The organism is Paracoccus sp. ME4 (assembly GCF_046736325.1).
GTDB lineage: Bacteria > Pseudomonadota > Alphaproteobacteria > Rhodobacterales > Rhodobacteraceae > Paracoccus.
Genome location: NZ_CP151276.1, coordinates 2,495,929 through 2,509,984, shown reverse-complemented (window position 1 = coordinate 2,509,984; position 14,056 = coordinate 2,495,929). Strand labels below are relative to the sequence as shown.

Here is a 14,056-nt window from a genome sequence, read left to right as displayed (position 1 = left end):
TGCTAGCACGGAAAAAAAGAGGGCAGCATGAAGGTCTTGGGCATCGATCCCGGTCTGCGGAACATGGGCTGGGGGGTGATCCTGGTGGATGGCCCGCGCATCCGCCATATCGCCAACGGCACCATCCATTCGGACGGCACGCAGGATCTGGGATCGCGGCTGTCGGTGCTGTTCCGCGGCCTCTGCGCGGTGATCGCGGCCCATGCGCCCGACGAGGCCGCGGTCGAGCAGACCTTCGTCAACAAGGACGCGACCGGCACGCTGAAGCTGGGCCAGGCGCGCGGCGTGGCGCTGCTGGCCCCGGCCGAGGCGGGGATTTCCGTCGGCGAATACGCCCCGAACGCGGTCAAGAAGACTGTCGTCGGCGTGGGCCATGCCGGCAAGGAGCAGGTCCAGCACATGGTGCGCGTCCAGCTGCCCGGCGTGCAGTTCGAGAGCCCGGATGCGGCGGATGCGCTGGCCATCGCCATCTGCCATGCGCGCCACCTGCAGGGGCGCAGCCTGCGCGTCGCGGGCAGCGGACGGGGTGCGGCATGATCGGGCGGATCGCGGGGATCATCCTGCATCGCGCGCGCGATCATGTGCTGATCGACGTGCGGGGCGTGGGCTACATCGTGCATGTGAGCGAGCGGACCGCCGCGGGCCTGCCGCCGGTGGGGCAGGCGGCGGCGCTTTATACCGAGCTGGTTGTGCGGGAGGATCTGCTGCAGCTGTTCGGCTTTCCAACCATGCTGGACAAGGAGTGGCACCGGCTGCTGACCTCGGTCCAGGGGGTGGGAGCCAAGGTGTCGCTGGCGATCCTCAGCACGCTTGGGCCTGAGGGGCTGGGGCGGGCGATCGCGCTTGGCGACTGGTCCTCGGTCAGGAAGGCCAACGGGGTGGGGCCGAAGCTCGCGCAGCGGATCGTGCTGGAGCTGAAGGACAAGGCGCCCTCGGTCATGGCCTTGGGCGGCGCGCTGACCATCGATGCGGGGGACGTTGCCGCGGGCGGTGGAGCGGATGGGCCGGGGATCGACCCCGGCCCGTCCGCGGCCCCGGCGCCGGGCGCCGCGGCCCGCCCCCCCTCGGGCGCCGCGCTGTCGGGTCAGGCGATGGCGGATGCGCTGTCGGCGCTGACCAATCTGGGCTATGCTCCCTCCGAGGCGGCCGGGGCCGTGGCCGAGGCGCAGGCGCGCGAGCCCGAGGCGGCGATGCCCGCGCTGATCCGCGCGGCGCTGCGCCTGCTGGCGCCCAAGGACTGAACCGGAGGACGGGTGATGGCGGGAAACCTCAAGGTCTTCGTGCTGATGGCGGCGCTGACGGCGCTGGTCGTGGGCTTGGGCTGGATGCTGGGCGGATCGGGCGGTGCGGTGATCGCGCTGGTGATCGCGGGCGGGATGAACCTCTTCAGCTACTGGAACAGCGACAAGATGGTCCTGCGTCAGCAGGGCGCGATCCAGCTGTCGCCCAGCCAGGGGGGCGATCTCTTCGCGATGACCGCGCGTCTGGCGCAGCGGGCGGGCATGCCGATGCCCAAGCTGTACCTGCTGCCCACCGAGCAGCCCAACGCCTTCGCCACCGGCCGCAATCCGCAGAACTCCGCCGTGGCGGTCACGCAGGGCCTGCTGAACCACCTGTCTGCCGACGAGATCGAGGGCGTGATCGCCCATGAGCTGGCCCATATTCAGCATCGCGACACGCTGACCATGACCATCACCGCGACCATGGCGGGCGCCATCGCCATGATGGGCAACATGATGCTGTTCGCGGGCAATCGCGAGGGACGGGGCGGGCCGTTGGGCGGCATCCTGGCCATGATCCTGGCGCCCTTGGCCGCGATGATGGTGCAGATGGCGATCTCGCGTGCGCGCGAATACGAGGCCGACGCAACCGGCGCGCGCATCTGCGGCAAGCCGCGGGCGCTGGCATCCGCCCTGGCGCGGATCAGCCAGGCGGCGGGGCGCAGCGTCAACCTGCCGGCGGAGCGCAACCCGGCCTCGGCGGCCATGTTCATCGTCAACCCGCTGCACGCCCTGCGCGCCGATCGCCTGTTCACCACCCACCCGCCGACCGAGGAGCGCATCGCCCGGCTGATGGCCATGGCGCCCGCCGCAGAGCGCCCAACCGCCCCGAGCCGCATCCCGCGCAGCGGCGGCCCCCGCACCCCCTGGGGCCGCGGATGAGCGCGCCCGACCCCGATCTGCGCCCCGAAAAGCTGGAGAGCGATGTCGAGGACCGCGCCCTGCGTCCGCAGAACCTGTCCGAATTCGTGGGCCAGGCCGAGGCCCGCGCCAACCTGAAAGTCTTCATCGAGAGCGCCCGGATGCGCGGCAAGGCGATGGACCACACGCTGTTCTTCGGCCCGCCGGGCCTGGGCAAGACCACGCTGGCGCAGATCATGGCGCGCGAGCTGGGCGTGAACTTCCGCATGACCTCGGGGCCGGTCATCGCGCGGGCGGGGGACCTGGCCGCGATCCTGACCAACCTCGAGGCGCGCGACGTTCTGTTCATCGACGAGATCCACCGCATGAACCCGGCGGTGGAGGAGGTCCTGTACCCGGCGATGGAGGATTTCGAGCTGGACCTGGTCATCGGCGAGGGGCCAGCGGCGCGCACCGTGCGCATCGAGCTGCAGCCCTTCACGCTGGTGGGCGCCACGACGCGGCTTGGCCTGCTGACCACGCCGCTGCGCGACCGGTTCGGCATTCCCACGCGGCTGCAGTTCTACGAGATCGCCGAGCTGGACCTGATCGTGCAGCGCGGGGCGCGGCTGATGGGGATCGGCGCCGACCCCGAGGGCACGATGGAGATCGCGCGGCGCGCGCGCGGCACGCCGCGCATCGCGGGACGGCTGCTGCGCCGGGTCGTGGATTTCGCGCTGGTCGAGGGCAACGGCCGCCTGACCCGCGAGATCGCCGATCTGGCGCTGACGCGGCTTGGCGTGGACGATCTGGGCCTGGACGGGGCGGACCGGCGCTATCTGACGCTGATGGCGCAGCATTACGGCGGCGGACCCGTGGGAGTGGAGACCCTGTCGGCGGCCCTCTCCGAAAGCCGCGACGCCATCGAGGAGGTGATCGAGCCCTATCTGCTGCAGCAGGGGCTGATCGCCCGCACCCCGCGCGGCCGGATGCTGACCCAGGGCGCCTGGCGTCATCTGGGGCTGGAGGCGCCCCAGACCCCCGGCCAGCAGAGCCTGTTCGACGTCTGACCCATCGGAGCCCGCCCGTGACCCACAGCCTGACCCACAGCCTGACCCTGCGCGTCTATTACGAGGATACCGACCTGGCCGGGATCGTCTATTACGCGAACTATCTGCGCTTCATCGAGCGGGCGCGCAGCGAATGGCTGCGCGATCTGGGCATCGACCAGGTCGCCCTGAAGGCGCAGGGCCGCGTCTTTGCCGTGCGCCGGGTCGAGGCGGACTATCTGCGCCCCGCCCGCTTCGACGACCTGCTGGAGGTGCGGACCGATCTGGCCCATGCGGGGCCCGCGCGCGTGGTCGTCGATCAGCGGGTGCTGCGCGGCGACACGGTGCTGTTCACCGCGCGGGTGACGGTGGCCTGCCTGGACGACCAAGGCCGGCCCGTGCGCCTGCCCGCGGATCTGGCCCGCGCGCTGGCGGCGCCGGGCGGCTAGGCGGGGCTTGCATCTGTGGCGCTTGCGGCGCAAAGGCTGCGCGTTATGGAAAATTGACGCCATTGTGTTGCCGCGGGGGCTGAAACCCGTGGCAATTACAGGCTAACAGGCCGCAACGCCGGATTGCCCGACGCAATCGCGGCCCCCGAAGATGAGGCAGTGAAGATGGAACCCATTCAGGCCGCCGAGGCCATCGACTTTTCGGCCGTGGCGCTGTTCTGGCGCTCGTCGCTGACGGTGCAGGTGGTGATGGTCATGCTGATCGTCGCGTCCTTCTGGGCCTGGGCGATCATCGTGCAGAAATTCCTGGTCTTCGCGCAGGCCCGTGCCGAGGCCGCGAAGTTCGACCGCGCCTTCTGGTCCGGAGAGCCGCTGGACGACCTCTACGACCGGCTCGGCGACCGCCCCAAGGGCGCGTCCGAGCGCATCTTCGCCGCCGGCATGATCGAGTGGCGCCGCAGCCACCGCGATGACGGGGCACTGATCCCGGGCGGCATCAGCCGCATCGACCGCGCGATGAACGTCGCCATCCAGCGCGAGGAGCAGCGCCTGTTCCGCGGCCTGTCCTTCCTGGCGACGGTGGGCTCGACCGCGCCCTTCATCGGCCTCTTCGGCACCGTCTGGGGCATCAAGACCGCCTTCGAGGGCATCGCCCTGACCCAGGACACCAGCCTTGCCGTCGTGGCGCCGGGCATCGCCGAGGCGCTGCTGGCGACCGCCCTGGGCCTGGTCGCGGCCATTCCGGCGGTGGTCTTCTACAACAAGCTGTCGGGCGACGCCGAGCGCATCACCGGCGGGTGGGAGGCGTTCTCGGACGAGTTCTCGACGCTGCTGTCGCGCCAGATGGACGAGGCCTGAGATGGCGTCCGGGGTCGTCAAGCGGGTGCGCAGCAAGGGGCGTCGGCGCAACATGCCGATGTCCGAGATCAACGTCACGCCCTTCGTGGACGTGATGCTGGTGCTCTTGGTGATCTTCATGGTCTCGGCGCCGCTGATGACGGCGGGCGTGCCGCTGAACCTGCCCCAGACCGCCGCCGATGCCGTCCCGACCGAGCAGGAGGAGCCGCTGACCATCTCGGTGCCCGCCGAGGGGGACCTCCTGGTCATGGATCAGCCCGTCGCGGACGATCAGGTCGTGGCGGCGCTGCGCGCGCTTCTGGCCGAACGCCAGTCGGGCCGCGTGTTCCTGCGCGCCGACGGCGCCATCCCCTATGCCCGCGTGGTCCAGATCATGGGCGCGCTGAACGCCGCGGGCATCACCGACATCGTGCTGGTCACCGAGACCGGCGGGCCGCGGATGGACGGCTAGGACCATGGCGGAACGCGAAGGGCGCATCGGTTACTGGGTCTCGGGGGTGGCGCATGGATCGCTGATCCTCTGGGCCATCCTGGGCGGCGCGCTGTTCCGGCCGCAGCCCAGCCCGGTCGTGCGCACGACCCAGGTCTCGACCATCAGCGGGGCCGAGTTCGAGGCGCTGGCCGCCGCCGCGCGGGGTGCGGGGCCGGTCGGGGCGGACGCGACCGCGGTGGCCGACCTTGCCCAACCGGAGGCTCCGTCCGAGGATGGGGCCGCACGCCCGGTCCCGGCCATGCCGCCGCAATCGGCCGATGCCGAGGCACTGGCCGCGCCGGATACCGCCGAATCCGTGCCGGACCTCTCCGACTTCGCCCCCGCCGCGCCGGTGGACGTGGCCAGCGATCTGCCCGAACCCGCGCCCAGCCAGACCGAGAGCGCCGAGGTCGCCCCGCAGCGCCCGGACACGCCACCCGCCCCGGTGGCCGAGGCGCAGCCCACACCGCCCACGCTGCCCACGCCGGACGCGGCGGCGGTGCCTGTGGCGCCACGCTCGGCGCTGGCGCTGGACGCCTCGCGCCGCCCGCAGGACCGCCCCGCGGGCCTTGTCGAAGCCTTCAACCGCCGCGCCGCCGAAGCGGAGGCGCAGCGCCAGGCCGTGCTGGCAGCCCAACGCGAGGCCGCCGCCGAAGCCGAGCGTCAAGCCGCTGCGGAGGCCGCCGCCAACGCTGAGCGCCAAGCTGCCGCAAATGCTGCTGCCGAGGCGGAGCGCCAAGCTGCTGCGGAGGCTGCCGCCGAGGCCGAGCGCCAAGCTGCCGCGGACGCTGCTGCCGAGGCCGAACGCCAGGCTGCTGCGGATGCTGCCGCCGAGGCCGAGCGCCAAGCTGCCGCGGACGCTGCTGCCGAGGCCGAACGCCAGGCTGCTGCGGATGCTGCCGCTGAGGCCGAGCGCGAAGCCGCCGCGGATGCTGCTGCCGAAGCCGAGCGTCAGGCTGCTGCGGAGGCCGCCGCCGAGGCTGAACGCCAAGCCGCCGCGGAGGCCGCCGCCGAGGCGGAGCGCCAAGCCGCTGCGGAGGCCGCCGCCGAGGCCGAACGCCAAGCCGCTGCGGATGCTGCTGCCGAGGCCGAACGCCAAGCCGCTGCGGATGCTGCCGCCGAGGCCGAACGCCAGGCTGCTGCAGAGGCCGCCGCCGAGGCCGAGCGCCAAGCCGCTGCGGATGCCGCCGCCGAAGCTGAACGACAGGCCGCTGCCGAGGCGGAGCGCCAAGCCGCCGCGGACCGTCAGGCCCTGGAGGATGCGCTGCGCGATGCGCAGGCCGGGGCAGGGGGGCAGGACAGCGCCTCGGGCGCCGACGCCATCGGCGGCCAGACCCAGAGCATCGAGGGCGGCAGCGGCGCGTCGGCCGGTCTGGACCCGCTCGCGGCCGCGCTGGCCGGGGCGATGGCCGGGACCGGGGCGCCCGCCGATCCGGCGAACGACCCGTCGGGGCCGCCGGCCGACATGATGCGGCTGACGCCCTCGCCCATCAGTCCCATCGACGCGACACCGCTGCCCGATCCCGCCGCGGGCCTGCCCATGGGCGATCCGCTGACCCTGTCCGAAAAGGACGGGCTGCGCTTCGCGATCCAGAACTGCTGGAATGTCGGCGCGCTGTCGGTCGAGGCGCAGCAGATGACCGTCTCGGTCGGCTTCACCCTGTCGCCGGACGGGGTGCCCGATCAGGACAGCCTGCGCATGGCCGGCTATCGGGGCGGCAGCGAGGGTGCGGCCCAGCAGGGCTTCGAGGTCGCACGCCGCGCCATCCTGATGTGCGGGCGCGCGGGCTTTGATCTGCCGGCCTCCAAATACGGGCGCTGGCGCGATGTCGTGGTCGACTTCCGTCCCGACGGGGTCGCCTTCGAATGACCATCCAGCGGTCGGGCCACCTTCCGCTTTCCGCCGACAAAAGGTAGTGATGACGCCATGTTCCGCCGACTGATCCTTGCCCCCGCCCTGGCGCCCGCGCTGGCGCTTGCCGCAGCCATCCTGCCGGCCGCTCCGCTGATGGCCCAGGACGGCCCCCTGCGCATCGAGATCACCGATGGCGTGATCGAGCCGATGTCGATCGCCATCCCGGCCTTTCACGGCGATGCCGAGATCGCGGCGCGCGTCCGGCAGGTGGTGGCGGACGATCTGACTGGGACGGGCCTCTTCCGCGAGATCCCCGCGGCCGAGCATCGCGCCCGCCCCGCCAGCTTCGCCGAAGCGGTCAGCTATGAGGACTGGCGCGCCATCGACGCGCAGGCGCTGGTCTCGGCCGAGGTCCGCCAGATGGGCGAGAGCATCAGCGTGCGGTTCCGGCTGTTCGACGTCGTCTCGGGCCAGCCGCAGGGCGACGGGATGCAGTTCGACGCCCGCGCCGCCGACTGGCGCCGCGCGGCCCACAAGATCGCCGACCAGATCTATGCCCGGCTGACCGGCGAGCGGCCCTATTTCGACAGCCGCGTGGCCTTCGTGCAGGAGACCGGCCCGAAAAGCGCGCGCATCAAGCGCATCGGCGTGATGGACTACGACGGCGCGAACATCCTGTGGATGACCGACAGCTCGTCTCTGGTGCTGGCGCCGAAGTTCTCGCCGGACGGGCGGCGGCTGCTGTTCACCAGCTATGACAGCGGCTTTCCCCAGATCCAGCTGATGGACGTGGCGACCGTCAGCGCCCGGCCGCTGACCACCGATCCGAACGCGATGGCCTTCGCCCCCACCTTCAGCCCGGACGGCCGCTTCGTCGCCTATTCTCGCGAACAGGGCGGCAACACCGACATCTGGCTGATGGACGTCACCACCGGGGCGCAGCGCGCGCTGACCAATTCGCCCGCCATCGACACCTCGCCGGGCTTCAGCCCGGACGGGCAGCGCATCGTCTTCGAGAGCGACCGGTCCGGCACGCCGCAGCTCTACATCATGGGTCTGGACGGGGCCGAGCCCACGCGCATCAGCTTCGGCGAGGGCCGCTACGGCACCCCCACCTGGTCGCCCAAGGGCGACCTGATCGCCTTCACCAAGCAGATCGGCGAGCGCTTCCACATCGCCACCATGCGCACCGACGGCTCGGGAGAGCGGATGCTGACCGAGTCGTTCCTGGACGAGGGCCCGACCTGGGCGCCGAACGGGCGCGTGGTGATGTTCACGCGCGCCACTCCGGGCGGAAACGGACAGCCGCGTCTGCATTCGGTGGACATCACCGGGCGCAACATGCGACCGATGTCCCTGGACTTCGCCGCATCGGACCCGTCCTGGGGGCCGCTGCTGCCCTGAGGCCCGCCCCGCCGCCGGAAGCCGTCGCCCCAAGCCGTCGCCAAGAGGATCACATGAAGAACGCAGCCCTGACCCCCGTCCTGATGGCCGCCCTTTTGGGGCTTGCGGCCTGTGCCCAGCCCGCGCCGCGCCAGGCGCCCCCGGTCGTGGACCCCTATGCCAGCACCGGCGGCGGGGCGGTCTTCCAGGGCGACCTGGCCGGCGGCACCCTGGGGGCGGAGGCCACGGCGCAGTATTTCCGCGACACCGTGGGCGACACGGTGCGCTTTCCCGCCGACCAGACCACGCTGACCCCCGAGGCCCGCGCCGTGCTGGCCCGTCAGGCCGCCTGGCTGTCGCGGCACAGCGGCTTTACCGCCGTGGTCCAGGGCCATGCCGAGGAGACCGGCACGCGGGAATACAACCTCGCGCTCGGGGCGCGCCGGGCCAGCGCGGTGCAGGAATATCTGGTGGCCCAAGGCGTCGCGCCGGGCCGCATCCGCACCCTGTCCTTCGGCAAGGAGCGTCCCGCCGCCACCTGTTCGGACGAGGGCTGCTATGCCCAGAACCGCCGCGCCGTCACCGTGGTGACCGAGGCGGCCCCCGTCGCCGCGCTGCCGCCCGCGCAGGGCATGGCGACCGCCCCCGCCACCGCCCCCGTCGCCACGGCCGCAGCCCAGCCCGCCGCCCAGCCCATCGGGGGCACGCCCGGAGCGGGTCTGTGATCGCCGCCGCCCGCGCCTTGGCGGTCCTGCTGACGCTGGCGCTGCCCGCGCAGGCGGCGCCCGATGCGGCGACCCTGGCCGACATGCGGGCCGAGGTGACGGCGCTGCGCACGCAGCTGCAGTCGCTGCGGGCCGAGCTGGTCGCCTCGGGCGCGGCGGGCTTTCAGGCCGCGGGAGGGTCCAGCGCGATCGACCGGATGAACGCGATGGAGGCGCAGCTGATGCGCCTGACCAACCAGACCGAACAGCTGCAGAACCGCGTCAGCCGCATCGCCGGCGACAGCGAGCGGCGGCTGGCCGATCTGGAGTTCCGCCTGTGCGAGGCCGAGCCGGGATGCGACCTGTCGGCGCTGACCGTGCCGCAGGCGCAGGCGGGGGTCAGCCCGCAGCTGGCCCCCTCGGCGCCCGCGGCCTCGGGGGGCGGACAGCCCGCCTCGACCCAGGCCGAGAAGACCGATTTCGACGCCGCCCGCGCGGTGATGGAGAGCGGCGATCACGCCCGCGCCGCCCAGATGTTCGCCGATGTGGCCGAGACCCATGCCGGCGGCCCCCTGACCGCCGAGGCGCTGTTCCTGCGCGGCCAGGCGCTGGACCTGTCGGGCGACCCGCGCGCCGCCGCCGCCGCCTGGCTGGAGGGTTTCGCCGCCGATCCCGACGGCAGCCGCGCCGGAGAGAGCCTCCTGGGCATCGCCCGCGTGATCGAGGGGCAGGGCGACGCGACCGCCGCCTGCCTCTATCTGGCCGAGGTTCCCGCCCGCTTTCCGGGCAGCCCCCAGGCCGTCGAGGCCGAGGGCCACATCACCCGCCTCGGCTGCGGCAGCGCCGATCTGGGCGTGCTGGACCCGCTGCTGGACCCCGGCCTGGACCCCGAGGCCGCCGCCGACATGGCCGAACATCCGTGACCGGTGATCCGGCCGCCCGCATTCGGTCGGCCCTGGACCGGCTGGCCGGTGACCTGCCGTCCATCGGTCTGGCCGTGTCGGGCGGGGGCGATTCCATCGCGCTGATGCATGTCGCGGCCGAATGGGCGCAGGGGCGGCGGGTGATGGTGGCCACGGTCGATCACGGCCTGCGCCAAGGCAGCGCCGCCGAGGCCGAGGCCGTGGGCCGCAGGGCCCGCGCCCTGGGCCTGTCGCACGCCACGCTGCTGTGGCGGCGCGACACGCGGGCGGGCAACCTGATGGCGCAGGCGCGCGACGCGCGGCTGAGGCTGCTGTCGGGCTGGGCCTTGCGCAACGAACTGCCCGCCGTGGCCTTGGGTCACACCGCCGACGATCTGGCCGAGACGCTGCTGATGCGTCTGGCGCGCGGGTCGGGGGTGGACGGGCTGTCGGCCATGGCCGAGTGGCGCGACGCCTTCGACATGCGCTGGCTGCGGCCGATGCTGGGGACCGGGCGGCGCGAGCTGCGCGACTGGCTGACGGCGCGTGACATCGGCTGGATCGACGATCCCACCAACGACAACAGCGATTACGACCGCGTCCGCGCCCGCCAGGCGATCGCCGCCTTGGGGCTGGAGGTCGAGGGCCTGGCCCGTGCCGCAGGCCACATCGCCGAGGCCCGCGACGCCCTGGCCGATTACGCGGCCCTGCTGAGCGCCGAGGCGAGCTTCGACCGGGGCAGCCTGATCCTGCCGCGCGGCCCGCTGCGCGACGCCCCGCCCGAGATCCGCCGCCGCATCCTGGTCGCGGCGGTAAGGTGGGTCACGGGGGCAGACTATCCGCCGCGCCGGGCGACGCTGCTGCATGCGCTGTCGGCGGTGCTGTCGCAGGGGCGGGTGACGCTGGACGGCACGATGATCGCGCCGACGGGCGCCGGGCTGCGCATCGCGCGCGAGGCCGCCGCCGCGCTGCGCTCGGGGGCCACGGCCGAGCCGGTCTGGGACCGCCGCTGGCGCGTCACGGGCCTGGCCCCGGGCCAGCAGATCGCGGCCCTGGGTCCCGAGGCCCTGTCGCGCCTGCCCTGGCGCGACAGCGGCCTTCTGCGCGACGAGGCCGCGGCCAGCCCCGCGATCTGGCAGGACGGCCGTCTGGTCGGTGCGCCGCTGCTGCGGCCGCTCCCGGGGGTCACGGCGACACCCCTGCGGGGCGCGGCAGATTTCCGCAGCCTGGTAAAGGCGCATTGAACCTGCCGCGATAATCCCTATTTTCCTACCAAACCGCATTCCGTCGGAGGACCCGCTTTGGGCAATGCACGCAACTTCGCCTTCTGGGTGGTTCTGTTCCTGATGATCCTGGCGCTGTTCAACCTGTTCAGCGACGGGTCGGGCACCATGAACAGCCGACAGATCAGCTATTCCGACTTCATCCAGCGCGTGCAGAACGACCAGGTCACCGCCGTCACCATCGACGGCGAGGACGTGGCGATCACCGGCTCGGACGGTCAGCAATACGCCACCGTGCGCCCGATGGGCGAGGATATCAGCGACCGGCTGATCCAGCAGGGCGTCGATGTGCGCGTCATCAAGCAGCAGAGCAGCGGCTTCATGTCGATGCTGGGCGTCTGGCTGCCCTTCATCCTGCTGATCGGGGTGTGGATCTTCTTCATGAACCGCATGCAGGGCGGCGGCAAGGGCGGCGCGATGGGCTTTGGCAAGTCGCGCGCCAAGCTGCTGACCGAAAAGCACGGCCGGGTGACCTTCGACGACGTGGCGGGCATCGACGAGGCCAAGGAGGAGCTTGAGGAGATCGTCGAGTTCCTGCGCAACCCGCAGAAGTTCAGCCGTCTTGGCGGCAAGATCCCGAAGGGCGCGCTGCTGGTCGGCCCTCCGGGCACCGGCAAGACGCTTCTGGCGCGCGCCATCGCGGGCGAGGCGGGCGTGCCGTTCTTCACCATCTCGGGTTCGGACTTCGTCGAGATGTTCGTGGGCGTCGGCGCCAGCCGCGTGCGCGACATGTTCGAACAGGCCAAGAAGTCGGCCCCCTGCATCCTGTTCATCGACGAGATCGACGCGGTGGGTCGCGCCCGCGGCGTGGGCATCGGCGGCGGCAACGATGAGCGCGAGCAGACCCTGAACCAGTTGCTGGTCGAGATGGACGGCTTCGAGGCCAACGAGGGCATCATCATCGTCGCGGCGACCAACCGCAAGGACGTGCTGGACCCCGCGCTGCTGCGTCCGGGCCGCTTCGACCGCACGATCCACGTCCCGAACCCCGACATCAAGGGCCGCGAGCGCATCCTGAACGTCCATGCCCGCAAGGTGCCGGTCGGCCCCGATGTCGACCTGCGCCTGATCGCGCGCGGCACGCCGGGCTTCTCAGGCGCCGACCTGATGAACCTGGTGAACGAGGCCGCGCTGACCGCGGCGCGCATCGGCCGCCGCTTCGTCAGCATGGCCGATTTCGAGACGGCAAAGGACAAGGTGATGCTGGGCGTCGAGCGCCGCAGCCTGGTCCTGACGCCCGAGCAGAAGGAAAAGACCGCCTATCACGAGGCCGGTCACGCCGTCGTCGGCCTGTCGCTGCCGAAATGCGACCCGGTCTACAAGGCCACGATCATCCCGCGCGGCGGCGCCCTGGGGATGGTGGTCAGCCTGCCCGAGATGGACCGGCTGAACTTCCACAAGGACGAGGCCAAGCAGAAGATCACCATGACCATGGCCGGCAAGGCCGCCGAGATCATCAAGTACGGCGAGGAGGGCGTGTCGAACGGCCCCGCCGGCGACATCCAGCAGGCCAGCGCGCTGGCCCGTGCGATGGTGATGCGGTGGGGCATGTCCGACAAGGTCGGCGCGGTGGACTATGCCGAAGCGCATGAGGGCTACAACGGCAGCACCGGCGGGTTCTCGGTCTCGGCCGCGACCAAGGAGCTGATCGAGCAGGAGGTCCGCGAGCTGATCGAGGAGGGCTATCAAGAGGCCCGCCGCATCCTGATCGAGAAGGAGGTCGAGTTCGAGCGCATGGCCAAGGGCCTTCTGGAATACGAGACCCTGACCGGCGAGGAGATCGCCCGCATCCTGCGCGGCGAGCCGATCGGCGGAGACGACGACGACACCCCGTCCAGCGTCATCCCCTCGGTCACGGCCATCCCGCGCGCCGGTAAGACGCCGGCGGGCGGCGACCCCGCCCCGGCATGACGCCGCGTGACGATGCAAGAGAAAACCCCGGTCCATCGGACCGGGGTATTTTGTTTCAGACCAGCGTGGGCGTGATCGACAGCGTGCCGCCCGTCGCGTGCGAATAGGGGCAGACCTTGTGACCCCCGGCGATCAGATCCTCGGCCACGTCCCGGTCCAGACCGGGCAGGGCGACCGTGATCTGCACGTCGAGGCCGAAGCCCGCATCCTCGCGCGGGCCGATGCCCACCGCGACCGAGACAGCCGCGTCCTCGGGCACCTTGACCTTCTTCGATGCCGCATAATGACGCATCGCGCCCATGAAGCAGGCGGCATAGCCCAAGGCGAACAGCTTCTCGGGGTTCAGCCCGTCGCCGCCCGGCCCGCCCAGCTCCTTCGGGACCACCAGATCGATGGCGTGGCTGCCGTCATCCAAGGCGGTGTTGCCGTCGCGGCCGCCGCCGGTTGCCGTCGCGGAGGTGCGATACAAAACCTTACTGACCATCATCTTTCCTTTCCATAACAATATATCGTTCGCAATGTAATATTTACCATGACGATTGCAATGGTTGCTAAGTCGTCCGGTTCGAATTACACGTTATGCATGAGCGATGACCCCCCCTTGCCGTTATCCGCGCCGTTCGAGGACATGCTGTGCTTCGACGTCTATGCTGTGAATCTGGCGTTCGGTCGTCTCTACAAGCCGCTTCTGGACCCATTGGGGCTGACCTATCCGCAGTTCCTGGTGATGATGGCGCTGTGGTCCCGCGACGGGCAGAGCGTCGGCGCCATCGGCGAGGCGCTCGGCCTCGACAGCAGCACCCTGACGCCGCTGATCAAGCGGCTGGAGGCGGCGGGTCTGGTCACACGGCTGCGCGACACGCGCGACGAACGGCGCGTCATCGTCTCGCTCAGCGATCAGGGCCGCGCCCTGCAGACGCAGTCCGGTCATGTGCTGAGCTGCGCCACCGAAGCCACCGGGATGAGTTTCGACTGCGCGCAGGCGCTGCGCGAGCACCTGCGCGTCCTGCGCGGCAACATCCAGGTCGCCGTCCAGGGCTGAGGTCGGCTGCGGCATCGGGGGCCTTGCG

15 protein-coding genes are annotated in these 14,056 nt (G+C 71.4%); 14 read left to right on the top strand and 1 reads right to left on the bottom strand.

Annotation, left to right across the window (positions count from 1 at the left end):
* Positions 1-27: 27 nt before the first annotated feature.
* The 13 genes from ruvC to ftsH all read left to right on the top strand — a co-directional run bounded on the left by ruvC (position 28) and on the right by ftsH (position 12,986).
* Positions 28-537 carry a crossover junction endodeoxyribonuclease RuvC gene (ruvC, locus tag AACG61_RS12760; RefSeq protein ID WP_411837491.1) on the top strand — a complete coding sequence of 170 codons (510 nt, stop codon included), beginning with the start codon at positions 28-30 and terminating at the stop codon, positions 535-537.
* Complete coding sequence (ruvA, locus tag AACG61_RS12755; RefSeq protein ID WP_411837490.1) at positions 534-1,241, top strand: Holliday junction branch migration protein RuvA; 708 nt, start codon at positions 534-536, stop codon at positions 1,239-1,241. The genes ruvC and ruvA overlap by 4 nt, the downstream gene beginning before the upstream one ends.
* 15 nt (positions 1,242-1,256) lie before the next feature.
* On the top strand, positions 1,257-2,162 hold the full coding sequence (gene htpX / locus AACG61_RS12750) for a zinc metalloprotease HtpX (protein ID WP_411837489.1): 906 nt from the start codon (positions 1,257-1,259) through the stop codon (positions 2,160-2,162).
* Positions 2,159-3,190 (top strand): Holliday junction branch migration DNA helicase RuvB, encoded by a 1,032-nt coding sequence (gene ruvB / locus AACG61_RS12745; RefSeq protein WP_411837488.1) that lies wholly within the window; start codon positions 2,159-2,161, stop codon positions 3,188-3,190. Before htpX ends, ruvB begins: the two co-directional genes overlap by 4 nt.
* A 29-nt stretch (positions 3,191-3,219) precedes the next feature.
* Positions 3,220-3,618: a tol-pal system-associated acyl-CoA thioesterase gene (gene ybgC / locus AACG61_RS12740; protein WP_411839516.1), complete on the top strand. Its 399-nt coding sequence runs from the start codon at positions 3,220-3,222 to the stop codon at positions 3,616-3,618.
* 165 nt (positions 3,619-3,783) lie between these two features.
* Positions 3,784-4,476, top strand: coding sequence for a protein TolQ (tolQ, locus tag AACG61_RS12735; protein ID WP_411837487.1), 693 nt, complete (start codon positions 3,784-3,786; stop codon positions 4,474-4,476).
* Position 4,477: 1 nt separating this feature from the next.
* Complete coding sequence (locus AACG61_RS12730) at positions 4,478-4,927, top strand: ExbD/TolR family protein (RefSeq protein WP_411837486.1); 450 nt, start codon at positions 4,478-4,480, stop codon at positions 4,925-4,927.
* A gap of 4 nt (positions 4,928-4,931) precedes the next feature.
* Positions 4,932-6,818, top strand: coding sequence for a protein TolA (locus AACG61_RS12725; RefSeq protein ID WP_411837485.1), 1,887 nt, complete (start codon positions 4,932-4,934; stop codon positions 6,816-6,818).
* 69 nt (positions 6,819-6,887) lie between these two features.
* Positions 6,888-8,207, top strand: a complete 1,320-nt coding sequence (gene tolB / locus AACG61_RS12720) for a Tol-Pal system beta propeller repeat protein TolB (protein WP_411839515.1) — start codon at positions 6,888-6,890, stop codon at positions 8,205-8,207.
* Positions 8,208-8,260: 53 nt separating this feature from the next.
* The gene (gene pal / locus AACG61_RS12715) at positions 8,261-8,911 is read left to right on the top strand and encodes a peptidoglycan-associated lipoprotein Pal (RefSeq protein ID WP_411837484.1); all 651 of its coding nucleotides are present in this window, start codon (positions 8,261-8,263) and stop codon (positions 8,909-8,911) included.
* A complete protein-coding gene (locus AACG61_RS12710) occupies positions 8,908-9,813 on the top strand; it encodes a tol-pal system protein (RefSeq protein WP_411837483.1) in 906 nt (301 codons plus the stop codon). The genes pal and AACG61_RS12710 overlap by 4 nt, the downstream gene beginning before the upstream one ends.
* Positions 9,810-11,036, top strand: coding sequence for a tRNA lysidine(34) synthetase TilS (gene tilS / locus AACG61_RS12705; RefSeq protein WP_411837482.1), 1,227 nt, complete (start codon positions 9,810-9,812; stop codon positions 11,034-11,036). Before AACG61_RS12710 ends, tilS begins: the two co-directional genes overlap by 4 nt.
* Positions 11,037-11,093: 57 nt before the next feature.
* A complete protein-coding gene (gene ftsH, locus AACG61_RS12700; RefSeq protein WP_411837481.1) occupies positions 11,094-12,986 on the top strand; it encodes an ATP-dependent zinc metalloprotease FtsH in 1,893 nt (630 codons plus the stop codon).
* A 55-nt stretch (positions 12,987-13,041) separates the two neighbouring features.
* On the opposite strand, the gene AACG61_RS12695 is transcribed toward ftsH, so the two are convergent.
* Complete coding sequence (locus tag AACG61_RS12695) at positions 13,042-13,473, bottom strand: organic hydroperoxide resistance protein (protein WP_411837480.1); 432 nt, start codon at positions 13,471-13,473, stop codon at positions 13,042-13,044.
* 96 nt (positions 13,474-13,569) lie between these two features.
* Between AACG61_RS12695 and AACG61_RS12690 the strand changes: the two genes are divergently transcribed.
* On the top strand, positions 13,570-14,028 hold the full coding sequence (locus AACG61_RS12690; RefSeq protein ID WP_411837479.1) for a MarR family winged helix-turn-helix transcriptional regulator: 459 nt from the start codon (positions 13,570-13,572) through the stop codon (positions 14,026-14,028).
* Positions 14,029-14,056 lie beyond the last annotated feature (28 nt).

What these genes read in the sequence shown, in the direction of transcription:
- ruvC (WP_411837491.1), top strand. Translation starts at nt 28, where the DNA reads ATGAAGGTCTTGGGCATCGATCCCGGTCTGCGGAACATGGGCTGGGGG.
- ruvA (WP_411837490.1), top strand. Translation starts at nt 534, where the DNA reads ATGATCGGGCGGATCGCGGGGATCATCCTGCATCGCGCGCGCGATCAT.
- htpX (WP_411837489.1), top strand. Translation starts at nt 1,257, where the DNA reads ATGGCGGGAAACCTCAAGGTCTTCGTGCTGATGGCGGCGCTGACGGCG.
- ruvB (WP_411837488.1), top strand. Translation starts at nt 2,159, where the DNA reads ATGAGCGCGCCCGACCCCGATCTGCGCCCCGAAAAGCTGGAGAGCGAT.
- tolQ (WP_411837487.1), top strand. Translation starts at nt 3,784, where the DNA reads ATGGAACCCATTCAGGCCGCCGAGGCCATCGACTTTTCGGCCGTGGCG.
- AACG61_RS12730 (WP_411837486.1), top strand. Translation starts at nt 4,478, where the DNA reads ATGGCGTCCGGGGTCGTCAAGCGGGTGCGCAGCAAGGGGCGTCGGCGC.
- AACG61_RS12725 (WP_411837485.1), top strand. Translation starts at nt 4,932, where the DNA reads ATGGCGGAACGCGAAGGGCGCATCGGTTACTGGGTCTCGGGGGTGGCG.
- pal (WP_411837484.1), top strand. Translation starts at nt 8,261, where the DNA reads ATGAAGAACGCAGCCCTGACCCCCGTCCTGATGGCCGCCCTTTTGGGG.
- AACG61_RS12695 (WP_411837480.1), bottom strand. Translation starts at nt 13,473, where the DNA reads ATGATGGTCAGTAAGGTTTTGTATCGCACCTCCGCGACGGCAACCGGC.
- AACG61_RS12690 (WP_411837479.1), top strand. Translation starts at nt 13,570, where the DNA reads ATGAGCGATGACCCCCCCTTGCCGTTATCCGCGCCGTTCGAGGACATG.